Annotated in this window: 14 protein-coding genes; 5 read left to right on the top strand and 9 right to left on the bottom strand. The window is 60.4% G+C overall.

The window, feature by feature from the left end; translation table 11 throughout:
- Positions 1 to 222: 222 nt before the first annotated feature.
- Together Q7V03_RS15625 and Q7V03_RS15620 are read right to left on the bottom strand one after the other, a co-directional pair.
- Complete coding sequence (locus tag Q7V03_RS15625; RefSeq protein WP_304926523.1) at positions 223 to 1,593, bottom strand: HlyD family type I secretion periplasmic adaptor subunit; 1,371 nt, start codon at positions 1,591 to 1,593, stop codon at positions 223 to 225.
- Entirely contained in the window at positions 1,590 to 3,326 is a 1,737-nt protein-coding gene (locus Q7V03_RS15620; protein ID WP_304926522.1) for a type I secretion system permease/ATPase, read from the bottom strand. Before Q7V03_RS15620 ends, Q7V03_RS15625 begins: the two co-directional genes overlap by 4 nt.
- A 276-nt stretch (positions 3,327 to 3,602) precedes the next feature.
- On the opposite strand from Q7V03_RS15620, the gene Q7V03_RS15615 reads away from it, so the two are divergent.
- Together Q7V03_RS15615 and Q7V03_RS15610 are read left to right on the top strand one after the other, a co-directional pair.
- Complete coding sequence (locus Q7V03_RS15615) at positions 3,603 to 4,280, top strand: VacJ family lipoprotein (RefSeq protein WP_304926521.1); 678 nt, start codon at positions 3,603 to 3,605, stop codon at positions 4,278 to 4,280.
- On the top strand, positions 4,270 to 4,881 hold the full coding sequence (locus tag Q7V03_RS15610) for a phospholipid-binding protein MlaC (RefSeq protein WP_370651142.1): 612 nt from the start codon (positions 4,270 to 4,272) through the stop codon (positions 4,879 to 4,881). Before Q7V03_RS15615 ends, Q7V03_RS15610 begins: the two co-directional genes overlap by 11 nt.
- Positions 4,882 to 5,207: 326 nt before the next feature.
- Here the strand turns inward: Q7V03_RS15610 and Q7V03_RS15605 are convergent, their stop codons facing one another.
- Positions 5,208 to 7,424, bottom strand: coding sequence for a transglycosylase domain-containing protein (locus tag Q7V03_RS15605; protein WP_304926520.1), 2,217 nt, complete (start codon positions 7,422 to 7,424; stop codon positions 5,208 to 5,210).
- Between the two features lie 252 nt (positions 7,425 to 7,676).
- Here Q7V03_RS15605 and Q7V03_RS15600 point away from each other — a divergent pair, with 252 nt between their 5' ends.
- Entirely contained in the window at positions 7,677 to 8,015 is a 339-nt protein-coding gene (locus Q7V03_RS15600; protein ID WP_054008213.1) for a P-II family nitrogen regulator, read from the top strand.
- A 13-nt stretch (positions 8,016 to 8,028) separates the two neighbouring features.
- Positions 8,029 to 9,381, top strand: coding sequence for an ammonium transporter (locus Q7V03_RS15595; RefSeq protein ID WP_304926519.1), 1,353 nt, complete (start codon positions 8,029 to 8,031; stop codon positions 9,379 to 9,381).
- A 126-nt stretch (positions 9,382 to 9,507) separates the two neighbouring features.
- Here the strand turns inward: Q7V03_RS15595 and Q7V03_RS15590 are convergent, their stop codons facing one another.
- The 6 genes from Q7V03_RS15590 to dapA all read right to left on the bottom strand — a co-directional run bounded on the left by Q7V03_RS15590 (position 9,508) and on the right by dapA (position 14,498).
- Positions 9,508 to 10,686 carry an amino acid aminotransferase gene (locus Q7V03_RS15590; RefSeq protein ID WP_304926518.1) on the bottom strand — a complete coding sequence of 393 codons (1,179 nt, stop codon included), beginning with the start codon at positions 10,684 to 10,686 and terminating at the stop codon, positions 9,508 to 9,510.
- An 8-nt stretch (positions 10,687 to 10,694) separates the two neighbouring features.
- Positions 10,695 to 11,579, bottom strand: coding sequence for a 3-mercaptopyruvate sulfurtransferase (gene sseA, locus Q7V03_RS15585; protein WP_304926517.1), 885 nt, complete (start codon positions 11,577 to 11,579; stop codon positions 10,695 to 10,697).
- Positions 11,580 to 11,688: 109 nt separating this feature from the next.
- Positions 11,689 to 11,982, bottom strand: a complete 294-nt coding sequence (locus Q7V03_RS15580; protein WP_370651141.1) for a hypothetical protein — start codon at positions 11,980 to 11,982, stop codon at positions 11,689 to 11,691.
- A 138-nt stretch (positions 11,983 to 12,120) separates the two neighbouring features.
- Positions 12,121 to 12,606, bottom strand: a complete 486-nt coding sequence (gene smpB / locus Q7V03_RS15575; RefSeq protein ID WP_304926516.1) for an SsrA-binding protein SmpB — start codon at positions 12,604 to 12,606, stop codon at positions 12,121 to 12,123.
- Between the two features lie 54 nt (positions 12,607 to 12,660).
- Positions 12,661 to 13,521: a DMT family transporter gene (locus tag Q7V03_RS15570; protein WP_304926515.1), complete on the bottom strand. Its 861-nt coding sequence runs from the start codon at positions 13,519 to 13,521 to the stop codon at positions 12,661 to 12,663.
- Between the two features lie 104 nt (positions 13,522 to 13,625).
- The gene (gene dapA, locus Q7V03_RS15565) at positions 13,626 to 14,498 is read right to left on the bottom strand and encodes a 4-hydroxy-tetrahydrodipicolinate synthase (RefSeq protein ID WP_304926514.1); all 873 of its coding nucleotides are present in this window, start codon (positions 14,496 to 14,498) and stop codon (positions 13,626 to 13,628) included.
- Between the two features lie 157 nt (positions 14,499 to 14,655).
- Between dapA and Q7V03_RS15560 the strand changes: the two genes are divergently transcribed.
- Positions 14,656 to 16,608, top strand: a complete 1,953-nt coding sequence (locus tag Q7V03_RS15560; protein ID WP_304926513.1) for a lytic transglycosylase domain-containing protein — start codon at positions 14,656 to 14,658, stop codon at positions 16,606 to 16,608.
- The last annotated feature ends 410 nt before the right edge of the window (positions 16,609 to 17,018 follow it).

Genomic DNA, 17,018 nt, shown 5'->3' with positions numbered 1-17,018 from the left:
GCGGGGGCGGGGGCAAGGCTTGCTTGGTCCCAACTCGGGACCTTTTTTATGTGTTTTATATCAATGCGTTGATATGGTGCCGTTAAGGGATCTTTAACGATTTACCGTATATTCAGCGCAAATCCCAGTCTTTCGGTCATCCTCTGTGCTCAAATATCCCACCGGGGTCCGGGGGTGTGAAACCCCCGGCTTTGATGCAGCACAGCGACAGCTTGCAATAACTCAGCCCTCGCGGAACGCCAGTTTGAAGTAATCGGTGAACGGCTTCAAAAGGTAGCTCATCGGCGAGCGCGCGCCGGTTTCGATAAAGGCTTCTACCGGCATGCCGGGCAGCAGGGTTTGGGTTTTCAGCTTGGCCAGCTCACCGGCATCCAGCAGGATCTCGGCGCGGAAATAGCCGGCTTGGGTGCGCTGATCGATCAAAGCATCCGCCGAGATCGTGGCGACATGGCCGAAAATTTCGGGCGTGGTGCGGGCCGAAAACGCCGGGAAAGCCAATCGCACGCGTTGGCCGACATGGACTTCGTCGATGTGAATAGGCTGGATTTGCGCGGTGATCACCAAGGGGCGGTCTTGCGGGATGATGTAAAGCACGGGTTCCGCTGCGCGCAGAACCGAGCGCGGCGAAGTGACCTGCAGGCCCAAAACCAGACCCGACACCGGGGCGCGAATGTCCAACCGGGCGATGCGTTCGATCAAAGCGCGGCGGCGTTCGACCAGTTCCAGCGCTTGTGGGCCTAAGTCGCGCAGCTGGGTGCTGGCTTCTTCGCGGCGCACGGCGGCCAAGCGCAACACTTCCAGATCAATTTCGGTGCCCCGGCCTTCGGCTTGGGCTTTGGAGGCGATCAACTCACCCATGCTGCCTTGCAGCGAAGCCTTGTTGCGCTGCAATTCCAGCACGCGGCTGGATTGCGCGAGGCCCTTGTCAAGCAGGGTTTGCTGCGCGATCAGTTCTTGTTCGATCAGGGCAAGCTGTTGTTTCAACGCGTCAATCTGGGCATTGATGCCTTCGATCTGCGAGGCGATTTGACCGCCGCGCTTGACCAATTGATCGCCTTGCCGCGCGAGGCTTTCTTTGCGGGCGAAAAACAGGTTGCGCTGGCCTTCGATCTGCTCGGCGACATCGGCGCGGGTTTTGGCAAGTTCGAAGATTTCACCCGCAAAGCTGGGCGCGTCTTTGTCGTCACGCTCGGCTTCCAGACGGGCTTTGCGCGCCAGCATTTCAAACAACTGACCTTCGACGATGGCGAGTTCGGATTGCAGGAGGCTGCCGTCGAGGCGGATCAGAAGATCGCCCGCTTTCACGGCTTGCGCCTCTTTCACCGCGATTTCGGCGACCACGCCGCCATCGGGGTGGTTGACGATCTGTTTGTTCTTTTCAACCTCTAGCTGGCCATTGGCGACGATGGCACCGTCGATTTCGGTGGTCAGTGACCAGCCACCAAAGCCGAACACCAACAGCGCCACGGTGGTCAGACCGATGATCACCGGGCGGCGGGCGGACCAAGCCGGGGCGAGGCTGGAGGGCGGGTTTTTCGCGTCGATTTTTTGCAATTCTGTGCCATGCGGGCGTTCAGCGGGAAGGTGGGTCATGATACGCCTCCGGGTGCTGTCGCTTGGGTGATCTGGCTGTGGTTTTTCACCATTTCACGCAGCACGGCATCGCGGGGGCCGAAGGCGCGGCGCATGCCGTCTTCCAGCACCAAAAGCAGTTCACATTCCTGAATGGCAGCGGGGCGGTGGGCCATGATCAGCACCGCACCGCCTGCCTCTTTGGTGGTGCGGATCGCGGTGTTCAATGCCACGGTGCCGTCATTGTCGAGGTTCGAGTTCGGCTCGTCCAGCACAAGGATCACCGGGTTGTTGTACAAAGCACGCGCTAGGCCGATGCGTTGGATTTGGCCACCAGACAGCCGACCGCCGATCTGGCTGATGCGGGTGTCGTAGCCCTCGGGCAGTTTGATGATCATCTCATGCGCGGCGGCGCGTTTGGCGGCATCGACGATTTTGGCGGCATCGGCGTGGTCTTGCAGGCGGGCGATGTTCTCGGCAATCGTGCCGTCAAACAGAGTGATGCGCTGCGGCAGGTAGCCGATGTAGCTGCCAAGGATGTCGGGGTCGTATTGATCCAGCGTTGCGCCATCGAGGCGGACTTTGCCGCCTGCGGGCTTCCACACGCCAATCAACGCGCGGGCGAGGGTGGATTTGCCGGCGCCTGACGGGCCGATCACGCCAAGGGCTTGGCCGGGTTCCAGCCGGAAGTTGATGGCGCGCAGCACGGCTTGTTGTTCGCCCGGCGGAATGACGGTGAGGTTTTGTGCTTCGAGAATGGCCTTAGGGTGCGGCAAAGCGGTGCGCGGCGGTTCTTCGGGCATTTTGGTCAACAGGTCGGACAGGCGGCGGTTGGCTTCCTGCGCGCGGGTGATGATGGCCCATTGACCGATGACTTGTTCGATCGGCGACAAAGCGCGGCCCATTAGGATGGAGCCTGCGATCATCGCACCCGAGGAAAGCTCGCCTTGCAGCACAAGGTATGCGCCAAGGCCCAGCATCGCCGATTGCAGGAAGACGCGGAAGGTTTTGCTGATGCCGCCGAAGCTGCCCGCAAGGTCACCCGCCTTGATGCTGGCGGCGAGCGCCGCGCCGCGGGCTTTTTGCCAGCGATCAAAGGTGGCGGTGGTCATGCCCAAGGCTTGCACGGTTTCAGATTCGCCCTTGATCAGGTCGGACATCCGCTCGGCCCCGAGGGTAAGGTTGTTGGTGCGGGTCAGGGGCGCAAGGGTGAGGCGTTGGTTCAGGATGGTGACGATCACCAAGATGATGCCGCCGACAAGCGAAAGCAGGAACAGATAGGGGTGAAAAATGTAAATCGCGATGAAAAACAGCGGCATGAACGGCAGGTCGAACAGGGCGAGCAGGACAGGCGAGGCCCAAAGCCGCTGGATTGCCTCAAGATCGCGCTGGGCGGCGATGGCGGTGGGCTCGTTCGGTTGCAGGGTCAGGCGGCGCATCGCGGCGGAGAACACCCGGCGATCCAAGCGATCCTGCATTTTGGCGCCAATGCGGGCCATGACGCGGGCGCGGACGTTGTCAAGGATGCCAAGGGCGAGGAACAGGAAGGTCACCAGCACCGAAAGCGCGACAAGGGTGGCCACAGAGCGCGACCCCAGCACACGGTCGTAGACCTGTAGCATGTAAAGCGAGCCGGTAAGTTGCAGGGCGTTTGCGAAGACCGAGAACAAAGCGACGGCCCATAATAGGCCACGTTGATCTGCCCGTGCCGCGCGAAGCTCTGCTTCGCCACGACGGTTGTCTGTTTGGCTCATCGCCATCTCCGTTTCTGCCCGCTGCCTGTTTTGTGCCGCAGCCTGTTTTTATTGCCAAAAGGTTCGGCGGAAATCATCCAGCGTCACCCCTTGGCCACGTTTGGCCGTTGTCTTAAATCGCCGGGCCGCTTATCGCTTGTCTTTCAGTAGCAAAATCTATGTGTGACGCGTGAACCTCGGCGGGAATGTAGAAGTATGGCGCAAGTGATTCCATCTCTTTCTAAAACAATCAGCCGATTTAGCGCTGGTTGTGTTGGGATTGCATTAACGCTCGCGGTGGCGGGCTGTGCCAAAGCGCCGGTTTCGAGTGAGGTCGGTGATCCTGGTGAGGCGTTCAATCGCAAGGTGTTCGCGTTCAACGTTGGGGTCGATAAGGCGGTGTTGCAGCCGATTTCGGGTGTGGCGGGCAGCGGGCGTGGGCCTATTCTGACCGGAGTGCACAATTTCGCGGCAAACTTGGATACCCCCGGCGATATTGTGAACAACGTGCTGCAAGGCCGGTTGATGCGGGCGGCACGCAATACCTTGCGGTTTGGTGTGAACACCACGGCGGGGATCGGTGGGTTGTTTGACCCCTCGACGGCTTTGGGACTGCCTGCGCAGGAAACCGACTTTGGCGAGACGCTGTATGTCTGGGGTGTGGCCGAGGGCAATTATCAGATGTTGCCGATCCTTGGCCCGTCGACCGCGCGTGACACCGTCGGCATCGCGGTGGATTATGCGATCAATCCGCTGCGATTCCTGATCAAATCACCGGAAAGTGACTATGTGACGGGCGCAAAGGTGATTGATAAGATTGGATCACGCGCGCGCCATAGCGATACGGTGGATTCGATCCTATATGACAGTGCAGACCCCTATGCGCAGGCCCGCCTGCTGTATCTGCAAAACCGACACTACACGCTGGGACAAGCCCCAACGGATGACAGCTTTGAGGATCCCTATGCACAGTAACCATTCCATGATGTCGCGTCGCCGCTTTGCGGCTGGCTTTGCCTTGGGTTCGGTGGCGCTGGCTTTGCCGCTGCCGTCGCTGGCTTTGACGGTGGGTGATGCCAAGGACATGATCGGCAAAGCGGTGGCTGAGATCAACACCACGATCGCCAGCGGTAAATCGCAGACTGCGATGTATGGCGATTTTGAGCGGATATTCAGCCGTTACGCTGACGTTCCGACGATTGCCCGCTCGGCTTTGGGCGTGGCTGCCAAAAAGGCTTCTGCCGCGCAGATGGCCAGCTTCACCAAAGCGTTTCAGGGCTATATCAGCCGCAAATATGGCGCGCGCTTCCGCGAGTTCATTGGCGGCTCGATTGAAGTCACTGACGCGCGCCCGATCAAAAGCTATTACGAGGTGATCTCGGTCGCCCATCTGAAGGGGCAAGCGCCATTCGATCTGCGTTGGCATGTCTCGGATAAATCGGGCCGTAATCTGTTCTTCAACATCATCATCGAAGGTGTGAACATGCTGGCGTCCGAGCGCACTGAGATTGGCGCGATGCTGGACAAGCGCGGCGGTGATGTCGACAAACTGACCGCTGCTCTGAAAACCACCTGATCGGATAGTTTTTGCAAAGAATAAAGAGCGCCCCGGTTGTCGAGGGCGCTCTTTTCATTGCGCTGCCATCGTTTGATGCTTTTACCCGCCCAACCATCCCACGCCGCCCCGGACTTGATCCGGGGCGGCGTGGGATGGTTCATGGCCATTTTTCAACCTGTCTTTCAGCAGGCCACAGTCTGATCTGCCAAGTCGAGGGAAAACGCGCAGCCACACAACCACAACATGTTGTGGAAAATACTGTAAAATGTCGCCGAAAACACAAGTCATTCCCCGCGGGGAATGATTTTTGCGGCCCAGCTCACGTGTCAGAAAGCGGCAATGCTTTAATTCCCGCTTTTCAGGATGTCTTTCAGCAAAGCCTCGACCTGATCATCGCTGGGATTCATCAGCGGCACCGAGGGTTCCGCAGGTTGTTGCTGCATCGCGGGATCTTGCGGGAATTCAGCGTTCGGATCCACCGGCTGGTTCGAGGCATTGCCAGCATTTGGTGGCTTGCGGTATTCGGGCACGATCAGCGGCAGTTCGGTGACGGGCACGCCATCTTCAACGCGCGTCATCACCTCGTGCCAGATTTCAGCGGGTAGGCCGCCGCCGGTGACACCTTTCAAGGGCGTGTTGTCATCATAGCCGATCCAGACGCCGGTGACATAATCGGCGGTGAAGCCGATGAACCACGCATCGCGCGCAGCAGAGGTGGTGCCGGTTTTGCCCGCGGCGGGGCGGCCCTCAAGGCGGGCCTTGGTGCCGGTGCCGCTTTCGACAACTTTGGACATCATGAAGGTAAGCAGTTTGGCGGCGTTTTCTGAAATCACCCGCTCGCCAATACCGCCGCCTGCGCCCATCAGGCTGTCTGCTTCGCCTTTCAGTTTAAGTTCGACAAGGCCATAAGGCGTCACCGAAGAGCCGCCGTTCAGGATACCGGCATAAGCGCCTGTCATCTCAATCAGGGTGGATTCCGAGGCCCCGAGCGCCAGCGCCGGACCGGGGGCGATGTCGTTCAGGATGCCAAAGCCTTTGGCGACCCTTGCGACCGCCTCACGCCCGACCACCTCTGAGACGCGGACGGCGGGGATGTTACGGCTTTCTTCCAAGGCTTGGGTCAGGGTGATCAAGCCTTTGAATTTTTTGTCATAGTTGTCAGGCGTCCAAGCGCCAGAGCCGGGGATATTCAGGGTTAGCGGCGCGTCTTCTACATAATCCGAAGGTGACCAGCCGAGATCAAGTGCGGCTGCATAGACGAAGGGTTTGAACGAGGACCCGGTCTGGCGCAGGGCCTGTGTCGCGCGGTTGAAGGCGCCTGCGTTTTCGGTTTTGCGGCCGCCGACCATGGCGCGCACGGCGCCGTCCGCGCTCATCACCACAATCGCGGCTTGGGCTTTCGAGCCTTTGGCGACCTTGTTGTCAAACACCCATGCGAGGGCGTCTTCGGCATCCTTTTGCAGCTTTTGATCCAGCGTGGTGCGCATGATCACGTCTTCGGTGGTGGTCGAGGTCAGGAAATCAGGTGCGGATTCCATCACCCAATCGGCGAAGAAACCGCCGGATTTGGTCTGCGCCGCGTCAGAAAGCTGTGCCGGGTGCGCATGGGCCTCGGCGGCTTCTTCGGTGGTGAGATAGTCTTGTTCCAACATCAGGTCGATGATGACATTGGCACGGTCTTGCGCGCGTTTGAGGTTATTGGTGGGGGCGTATTTCGATGGCGCTTTCAACAAACCCGCCAGCATTGCGGCTTGGGCCGGGGTCAGGTCATTGGCAGAGGTGCCGAAATACCGCTGGGCTGCGGCCTCAAAGCCCCGCGCGCCAGCACCTAAGTAGACGCGGTTGAAGTAGATCGTCAGGATTTCGGATTTGGAGTATTTTGATTCCATCGCAAGGGCATAAGGGATTTCTTTCAGCTTGCGTTTTACGCCACCGCCGCGACAGTCTGCTTCATAGTCGGCCTCAGATTTCCACTGCTTGGGGTCATAGGGCACGCCGAGGCAGAGCAGTTTGGCCACCTGTTGTGTGATGGTCGAGCCGCCATTGCCCTCCAACGGACCACGGCCAGCGGCCAAGTTGATGCTGATCGCGCTGGCGATGCCGCGCGGACTCACGCCGAAATGCTGGTAAAACCGCTTGTCCTCGGTCGCGATCACGGCGTGCAGCAGATGGGGCGAGACGGTGTCAGCGGTGATCTGACCGCCGAAGGTTTCTCCGCGCCATGCAAACACGGTATCGTTGCGATCCAGCAGCGTGACCGAGCCCTTGGCCCGATCGTCGAGCAGCGCGTTCACCGGGGGAAGTTGCTGGTAGAAGTAGAACACGATGCCCGCCAGCACCATGCCGCAGACCGCGCCAACCCGCCAGAATGTGCCCCAGATGATCCGCCAGATGCCCAAGATGAAGCGGGTCAGCAGATTGCCTGAACGCTCGGGGGCTGCCTTGCGTGGCGCTGGTTTGCGCGGCGGCGGGGTGCCGCGCCCGCCTGTGGTCGCCGCTTTCTGCGCGATGTACCGCCGGTCTGCCACCAGCGATTTGCCGCCTTTGCCCGATGTCGCCATGCCTGATTTTGCCTTTTTAAGCGGTTTTTGCCAGTCTACTCGGTTCACCCGGAAATGCGAAGCGGCGGCGCTGCCGATTCGCGGTTCCTTGCCGCTTAAATTTACATCGCAGGCAGGGGTGAGGGATTAAATTTTAGGCAATCGCCCCTTGCGCCCAATTTTTACGCCATCTGAAACTTGTGCTGCAGGTGCGAAGGCCGCCTGATCACGGGTGAGGGCCTTTAAGGGCCTTGGGAAACAAAGGGGTGCACCGTGAAAATGATCATAGCTGCCATCAAGCCCTACAAGCTGGACGAGGTCCGCGAAGCGCTGACCGCGATCGGCGTGCAGGGGATGATGGTGACAGAAATCAAGGGTTTCGGCATGCAGTCGGGCCATACCGAAATCTACCGCGGTGCAGAATATGCGGTGAACTTCGTGCCGAAAATGCGGCTGGAAATCGTAGTGACCGATGCGCTGGCCGATGCGGTGGTGGAAGCGATCACCAAGACCGCCCGCACCGGCAAGATCGGCGACGGCAAGATTTTCGTGTTGAATGTGGAAAGCGCCCTGCGGGTGCGCACCGGCGATGTCGATGACGATGCGCTGTGAGAGGGGACAGAACATGCTGAAGAAATTAGGACTGAGCGCAGCGGCGATCATGGCGGCCTTGCCCGCTTTGGCGCAGACTGCAACGGATGCCACGGCGCCGGTGATTGAGGCGGTGGCTGTTGCCGCAGCCCCAGTGATGGACAAGGGCGATGTGTCGTGGATGATGACCTCGACCGCGTTGGTGCTGTTCATGACGATCCCCGGCCTTGCGTTGTTTTATGGCGGCTTGGTGCGCAGCAAGAACATGCTGTCGATCCTGATGCAGACCACGCTGATCGCCTGCATGGTGATGGTGATCTGGGTGCTGTACGGCTATTCGGTGACCTTCGGCGGCGGCACCTCGCCCTATTGGGGTGGTTTCGGCAAGGTGTTCTTGTCGGGTGTCACGGCGGAAAGCATGTCAGCCACGTTCTCGGCGGGGTATGTTATTCCGGAATACGTGTTCATCGCCTTCCAGATGACCTTCGCCGCAATCACCCCCGGCCTGATCATCGGCGCCTTTGCCGAGCGGGTGAAGTTCACCGCCGTGCTGGCGTTCTGCGCTTTGTGGGTGACCTTTGTGTACTTTCCGATCGCGCACATGGTTTGGGATGCGTCCGGCCTGTTGTTTGTGATGGGTGCGATTGACTTTGCGGGCGGCACGGTTGTGCATATCAACGCAGGCATCGCGGCTTTGGTTGGTTGCCTTGTGATCGGCAAGCGGGTTGGCTATGGCAAAGAAAACATGGCACCGCATTCGATGGTGATGACGATGATCGGCGCGTCGATGCTGTGGTTTGGCTGGTTTGGCTTCAACGTGGGCTCAAATCTGGAAGCCAATGGCGGTGCGACGCTGGCGATGATCAACACCTTTGTGGCCACCGCTGCGGCGACGCTGGCTTGGTCGTTGTTGGAAGGCATTCAGCGCGGAAAAGCGTCGATGCTGGGTGCGGCTTCGGGTATGGTGGCCGGTCTGGTCGCAATCACCCCGGCTTGTGGCACGGTGGGCCCGATGGGCGCGATTGCACTGGGCGTGCTTGCAGTGCTGGGCTGCTATTTCTTCGTCACCGTGGTGAAGAACAAGTTCCAGTATGACGACAGCTTGGACGTGTTTGGCATCCACGGCGTCGGCGGGATCATCGGTGCGGTGCTCACCGGGGTGTTCTCGGCGGGTTCGTTGGGTGGCGTCAAAGGTGACGACTATTCCATCGGCGCACAGGTCTTGATCCAGATCGAAGCGGTTGCGATCACTCTGGTGTGGTCCGGCGTGATCTCGTTCATCATCTACAAGCTGATCGACATGACCATCGGTCTGCGCGTGGATGCGGATACCGAGCGTCAGGGCCTTGATTTGGCCGCGCATGGCGAAGCGGCTTATCACGGCTAAGAACGGCAACCGCCGGCGGTTCCTCCCCGAAGGGGGTTGATAGAAGAACGGCCCGCAGGATCCTCCCCCTGCGGGCCGTTTTCATTTCGAAGCCGAAAATCATGTACGGAAAATTGGATTTTCCGGTTACGCGGTGAGTTGGGCGATGGCTTTGGCGAGGATAGGCACGGTTTTGGCGTTCAAACCCGCGATGTTGATACGGCTGTCGCCAACCATATAGATGCCGTGCTGATCGCGCAGGGTGTTGACCTGCGCTTCGGTCAACCCAAGGCGGCTGAACATGCCGCGATGGAAGGCGACGAAATCAAACCGATCCGAGTTGGTGGCGCGGCGCAGTTCATCCGCGAGGCTTTGGCGCAGGGTCAGCATGTTGAGGCGGACTTCTTCCAGCTCCGCTTTCCAGTCGGCGCGCAAAGCGTCATCTTCCAAGATCATCGTCACCAGCCGCGCACCGTGATCGGGCGGGAAGCTGTAGTTTTGCCGGTTCAGGAAGGCGAGATTGCCTTGTGTCACAGCGCGGCGGGCTGGGTCGCCTAGGGCGATCAGGATGCCCGTGCGTTCGCGGTAGATGCCGAAATTTTTGCTACATGAGGCGGCGATCAGCACTTCGGGGAAGGTCTGGGCGATCATCCTTGTGGCGGCGGCGTCTTGCTCCAGCCCGTCGCCGAAGCCTTGGTAGGCGAGGTCAACGAAGGGGATAGCGCCCTTTGCCAGCAGTAGTTTCGCGACCTCGGCCCATTGATCGGCGTTCAGGTTCGCCCCCGTTGGGTTGTGGCAGCAGCCGTGCAGCAGCACAGCGTCGCCTGCTTGCACTTTTGCCAAATCTTCCATCAAGCCCGCAAAGTCGATGCCACGGGTGGCGGCATCAAAATAGCGGTACTCGGCCATCTTCATGCCGAGGTATTTGATGATCGACGGATGGTTCGGCCAAGTTGGGTTGGACAGCCAGACGGTCGCGGTTGGCAAGGCCAGTTTGATCAGTTCCAGCGCCTGACGGATTGCCCCGGTGCCGCCGGGGGTGGCCACCGACGCGGCGCAGTCGGTGTAGCCATCACCGAGGATCAATTTGACCATGGCGGCATTATAGGCGGGCTCGCCTGCAAGGCCGGTGTAGGTCTTGGTGGTCTCCACCTCCCACAGCTTTTTCTCGGCGGCTTTGACCGCGCGCATCACCGGGGTCAGACCCGTGGCGTCTTTGTAGACGCCGACGCCAAGGTCAATCTTGGTGTCGCGGGGATCGTCTTTATACAGCTGGATCAGTTGCAGGATTTTGTCCTGCGGCTGCGGGTTTAGGGTCTCTAACATCGCTTATCCTAAGTTTGCAGGCCTACGCCCGCAGGTCCTTTTTCGACCGCAAGGTCGTCATACATGCCCCATTCGGCCCAAGAGCCATCGTAGAGCGCATGGTTGCGGTGGCCGATGCGTTCCAGCGCAAGGCTGAGGATCGCCGCCGTCACGCCTGAGCCGCAAGAGGTGATCGCGGGTTTGGCGAGGTTCACCCCTGCGGCCTCGAACACCGCGCGCAGGGCTTCGGGGGATTTCATCGTGCCATCGGGGTTTAGAAGCGTGCTGTAGGGCACATTTTTTGCCCCCGGAATATGGCCCGCGCGCAGGCCGGGGCGGGGCTCGGGGATTTCGCCCTTGAAGCGGGGCGCGCCACGGGCGTCGATAATCTCGGCCTCGCCCAGTTTGGCGGCGTGGGCCACTTGGGTGACATCTTTCACCAGATGGTTCTGGCGGGAGACGGTCATGTGGCGGTCGCGCACGATGGGGGGCATGTCTTCGATCTCACGCCCCTCGGCGCGCCATTTCGGCAGGCCACCGTCCAGCACGGCGACATCGGTTTTGCCCATCAGGCGGAAGGTCCACCAGACGCGGGCGGCAGAGAACAGCCCGGAGCCGTCATAAATCACCACCTGATGGCCGTCGCCGATGCCCATGGCGCGCAGGCGCGAGATGAATTTCTCGGGCGGCGGCGCCATGTGCGGCAGAGCAGAACGGTGATCGGTGATCTCATCAATGTCGAAGAATCGCGCGCCGGGGATATGGGTGGTCTGATACTCGGCCTTCGCGCTGCGGCCTGAGTCGGGCAAATACCAGCTGGCGTCGATCAGCCGCAAATCAGGGTCGGCGCGGTGCGCGGCCAGCCAAGCGGTGCTGACCAGGGTTTTCGGATCATCGGCGGGGGATGGGGTCATCTGGGGCCTCGGGCTGCGGGATTTCGGCGGGGATGTTGCTGCAGTTAAACCCAAGCAGGCTGTCAAACAAGAGAGCGCGGGCGCGCAATGGCACGCCCGCGCAAGAATATTAGCTTTTCGCCATCGCGTTCTTGACCGCGCCGACAATCGCCACCAGCACACCACCACCCACGCCGCCTGAAACCACCGAGGTGATGATCGCAGCCATATCGGTGCCCCCCGTGGCCGCCACAGTTGCCCCTGCGCCACCCACCATGGCAAGAATCTGGCCGCCCAGACCGCCGCCGAGAATCCCGACGATCGAGTTGCCCAAAGTTCCGAGATTCAGGTTTTTCAGCACCGCACCTGCCGCGTTGCCGCCCAAAGCACCCGCGATCAGCTGGATGATAAAGTTCATATCCATGATACTTCTTCCTTCCCTACTTGATGCCCGCCGTTGGAGCGTGACATTTCCCGGCCATTTCTGGACCCGGAGGTCTAGGACCGGATAAGGGAAGTTATGCCAGAATCTAGGCATTTAGGCAATGTTTTCAGCAGAATGCTAAAGCTTAGCCTTCATGCCTTCTTTCATAATGCGTGATTTCTGCCGATCCCAATCGCGCTTGGCTGAGGTCGCGCGCTTGTCGGCCTGCTTTTTGCCCTTTGCGACGCCAAGCTTCAGCTTCACCATGCCGCGCTCGTTGAAATACATTTTCAACGGCACGATGGTCATGCCTTCGCGGCCGACGGCGTTCCACAGGCGCGACAATTCCTTTTTGTTTACCAGTAGCTTACGGCGGCGGCGCTCATCATGCGGGAACATCACAGCTTGCAGATAGGGCGCAATGTAGCCGTTGATCAGCCACAACTCGCCACCTTCAACCGAGGCATAGCTTTCGGCGATATTCGAGCCGCCCTTGCGCAGGGATTTCACCTCGGAGCCGTGCAGCATGATGCCAGCCTCCAAATCCCATTCGATGGCAAAATCGAAGCGGGCGCGCCGATTTTCGGCGATCAGTTTAGAGTTTGGGTCTGATTTTTCTACCATAATATGCTGGAAATAGGGGTTCGCTTTGGCAGAGTCCAGTCGGGCGCGCTGAAATTAGGCGCGGCGGCGGGTCTGGCCAAGGATGATCACGCCGCATGCCACGATGATCGCAGCGCCGGTGAGGGTGGCGGCATCGGGGCGCTCGCCAAACACCGTGATGCCAAGGATCATCGCAAACAGCAGCCGGGTGTAGCGGAACGGTGTGACCACGGCGATCTCGCCGCAGCGCATGGCGGTGGTGAGCGCGGCATAAGCGGCGATACCGAAAGTGGCGGCTCCGGCGATCAGGCCCAGGGTTGGCGGGTTGGGCAGGACGGCTTTGCCGGTGACGGCGGTGATGATCACGCCGGAAAGGGTTAGCATGATGAACCCGGTGACGCCGAGTTGGGCGTTCGACAGTGCCGGGGGTGCTGCCCGCGTGGCAAGATCGCGGCCTGCAAAGCCCAGCATGGCGACGAGCGCCAGCAGGGAAAGTGCCGAGAAGCCGTCAAGACCGGGGCGCAGGATGATGAGCACGCCGATGAAGCCGAGCACGATCAGCAGCCAGCGCTTCAGCCCGACGGTTTCGCCAAAGATCACGGCCGCGCCCAGAACCACCACGAGCGGTGTGGCTTGCAGGATCGCCGAGGCGAGCGAAATCGGGGTCAGGGCAATGGCAAGGGCATAGAACAGCCGCCCGGTGATCTCAAAGCCTGAACGCAGCGCCATCGTGCCAGTGAACATCGCACGCGGAATGGGTGGATTGCCTGCGCGCATCGCGAGGGCTGAGAACACCGCAATGCCGATCAGCCCCATGATCAAAATCGCCTCGCCCACCGGAATGGACTGGCTGGCGGCCTTCAGGAATGCATCTTCTGCCGCGAAGCCCGCCATCGCAGCGGTCATGTAAAGGCTGCCGCGCAGGTTGGGGGTCATTGGGGCTTTCTGCTGAATTGCTCTTTTTGAAATACTCCCGCCGGAGGCATCCGAGGCTGGCCTCAGGAGCCTCCGGCGGGAGTATTTAGGCCAATGTGAAAGCGTTAGATCAGGCCCGCGTGCTGCATCGCGGCTTTGATGCGGGCTTTGGTGGGGTCGGTCAGGCTGACCAGCGGCAGGCGGACATCTTCGGCACAAAGGCCGAGCAGCGACAGGCCGTATTTTGCGCCGACCAGACCGGGCTCAAGGAAAATCGCCTCATGCAGCGGCATCAGTTTGTCTTGGTAAGCAAGGGCTTTGGTGTAGTCGCCTGCGAGGGTGGCGGCCTGGAATTCTGCACACAGACGGGGGGCGACGTTGGCCGTCACGCTGATGCAGCCCGTGCCGCCGTGGGCGTTGAAGCCCAAGGCGGTGTCGTCATTGCCTGAAAGCTGGATGAAATCGGCACCACAGGTGGCGCGCTGCATCGAGACGCGCTCGATCTTGCCGGTGGCGTCTTTCACGCCGATGATGCGCGGCAGCTTTGCCAATGTGCCCATCGTGTCGGGCGACATATCGACAACCGAGCGGCCGGGAATGTTGTAGATGATGATCGGCAGTTGGCACGCATCATGCAAAGCGGTAAAATGCGCCACCAGCCCGGCTTGGGTCGGGCGGTTGTAATAGGGCGTCACCACCAGGGCTGCATCCGCGCCGACTTTCTCGGCGAAGCGGATCAGCGAGATGCCTTCCGAGGTGTTGTTTGAGCCCGCCCCTGCGATCACCGGCACGCGACCAGCGGCGGTTTGAACCACCACTTCGATGACTTTCTGGTGTTCCTCATGGGAAAGCGTCGGGCTTTCGCCGGTGGTGCCGACCGGAACCAAGCCCGTGGAGCCTTCGGCGATATGCCACTCGACCAGCTTCTTCAGCGTCACCAGATCGAGGTCACCGTTCTTGAACGGCGTAACCAGTGCGGGAATGGACCCTGTGATCATGGTGCGCGTCTCCTCTGGAAGGGCGATCTGGAATCGCTATTGTGTAAGCGTTGCCTACCTAACCGGGGATCGGCGTTTTGCCAAGTATGGGCGGCGATTTGCCGGGTTCACGGGGTTTTGGGTTGTTAGAATCCGGGGGTTGGGGCAAAATAGGCGGATGAGCAGAATAAGCAAGATCGCAAAAGCGGTCATAATCGGCGTTTCACTGGTGATGTCTCCTATAGCGCGGGCCGATCAGGCCGCGTCCTTTACGGTCGCGTTGAAAGCGGCGGAGGCCAAGGATTGGCCTGCTGCACTCACGGCGGCGCAGGGGGCGGGGGCGATCGGCGGCGATGTGATCTTATGGCAATGGCTGCGCGACGGTCAGGGCCGCATGGGGGATTACGAGGGATTTATCGCGCGCCGCCCGGATTGGCCGGGGCTGCCGCTGTTGCGCGAAAAGGGGGAGGTCGCGGTGGCGCGCTCTACCGATCCGGCGCGGGTGGTGGCGTATTTTGGGGCGGGGGGGCCTAAGACCGGGGCGGGGGCGGTGGCGTTGGTCACGGCTTTGGTCGCCTTGGGGCGGTCTGGTGATGCCGAAGCCGAGGCGTTTCGGGCTTGGACCACGCTGAAGTTTGAGGCGGCGGATGAGACCGCGATGCTGGCCATCATGGGAGCACCCTTGGCGGTGGCGCATGAGGTACGGCTGGACCGGATCCTGTGGGACGGCGGGCGCAAGGCTGAGGCCGATCGGATGCTGCCGCGGGTCTCAAAAGACTGGCAGGCTTTGGCGCGGGCGCGGATGGCGTTGCAGGCGGACAGTGCGGCTGCGGTGGATCTGGTCGAGGCGGTGCCGAAGGCGGTACTGGGTGATCCGGGGTTGGCGTTTGCGCGGTTTGATTACCGGATGCGGGCGGATCGCTATGACGATGCCGCGACGCTGATCCTTGAGCGCAGCAAGACGGCCGCAGGCTTGGGCGATCCTGAGGCATGGGGCAAACGACGGGCGGATTTGGCGCGGGTCTTGCTGCGGCAGGGCGAGCCGAAGCTGGCGCTGCGGGTGGCGGCGAACCATCAGATGAGCAAGGGCAATGATTATGTTGATCTGGAGTTTCTCTCGGGCTTCATAGCTTTGCGGAAGCTGGGTGAGCCGGATGTGGCGATCAAGCATTTCAAGCATTTAAAGGAAGCTGTGGCGACTCCGATTTCCGTCGCGCGGGCGGAATATTGGATGGGCCGGGCGTTGGAAGCCAAGGGCGATCACGCCGGGGCGGATGCGGCCTATGCGCGGGCGGCGCGCAATCAGACGGCTTATTATGGGATGCTCGCGTCAGAGAAGATTGGTCTGCCGCTGGACCCTGCGCTGGTGAATGTGGGAGAGGCGACGCCCGGCTGGCGGACTTCGGGGTTTGCGGGCAGTTCGGTCTTGGCGGCGGGGATGGCGTTGGCTGAGGCTGGCGATCGGACTTTGGCGAAACGGTTTTTCCTGCAAGTGGCGGAAGGTTTGGATGCTAAGGGCTTGGAACAGCTTGCAGATTTGGCGTTGCGGATGGATGAGCCGCATATCGCTTTGCTGGTGGCCAAGCAGGCGGCAGAGCGCGGGGTGATCTTGCCGCGTGCCTATTATCCGGTGCCTGCGATGGTGCCGAATGGGCTGGCGGTTAGCCGTGCCTTGGCGTTGTCTATTTCGCGGCGTGAGAGTGAGTTTGATCCGTCGGCGCAAAGCAGGGCGGGGGCGCGAGGATTGATGCAGGTGATGCCTGCGACGGCAGAGCATGTGGCGAAGGGGCTGGGGGAGACTTCATCTGCGGGGCGGTTGATCAGCGATCCGCCGTTCAATGTGCGGATGGGGTCGATTTATCTAAGCCATATGATTGAGAAATTCGGGCCAGCGGTGGCGCTGATCGCCTCGGGCTATAATGCCGGGCCGGGGCGGCCAGCCAAATGGATTGAGCAGTTTGGTGATCCGCGCAACGATAGCGTCGATGTGGTGGATTGGGTTGAAATAATCCCGTTTGGCGAGACCCGCACCTATGTGATGCGGGTGGCGGAGGGGGTGGTGATCTACCGCGCTAAGTTAAAAGGCGTGGTGGGGCCAGTGCGGATTTCGGCGGAATTGACGGGGCGGTAGGTGGCAGTTCCTAGTGGTTGAGATCGCTTTGTTCATTGGCCGATTTACGAAAGGCTAACGACCCGGAAAGCGGCCATTTTTGGTATGGGAAGGGGCCATATGATTGGGGTGGTTTGTGAGGTGTTGGAGGTTGTTAACCATCTGCGCGAATTAGGTGCACATGTTGAACCTTCAGCGAAGCTAACGCCAGAAACTCAATTTTAGGCACATCGTCACGTCTGGTATAGCCCGGAGCGCACCTTATAAACCTTTTTGTCCGAATTCAAAAATAAACCCCGCCCGAACTCTCGCTAGGAGGGCGCTATTGGGACTGTGCCAGCGGAAATTCCGGGGGGGTGAGGGATAAACCGGTTAGAACCTCTGTTGGCGCGTCCTCCCGAGATTGGGCGCGACCTTGTGTTGCGCAAGTT

Origin of the sequence: Cypionkella sp., from assembly GCF_030652235.1 — a bacterium.
Taxonomy (GTDB): Bacteria; Pseudomonadota; Alphaproteobacteria; order Rhodobacterales; family Rhodobacteraceae; genus Cypionkella.
This window is presented reverse-complemented; position numbering and strand designations above follow the sequence as displayed.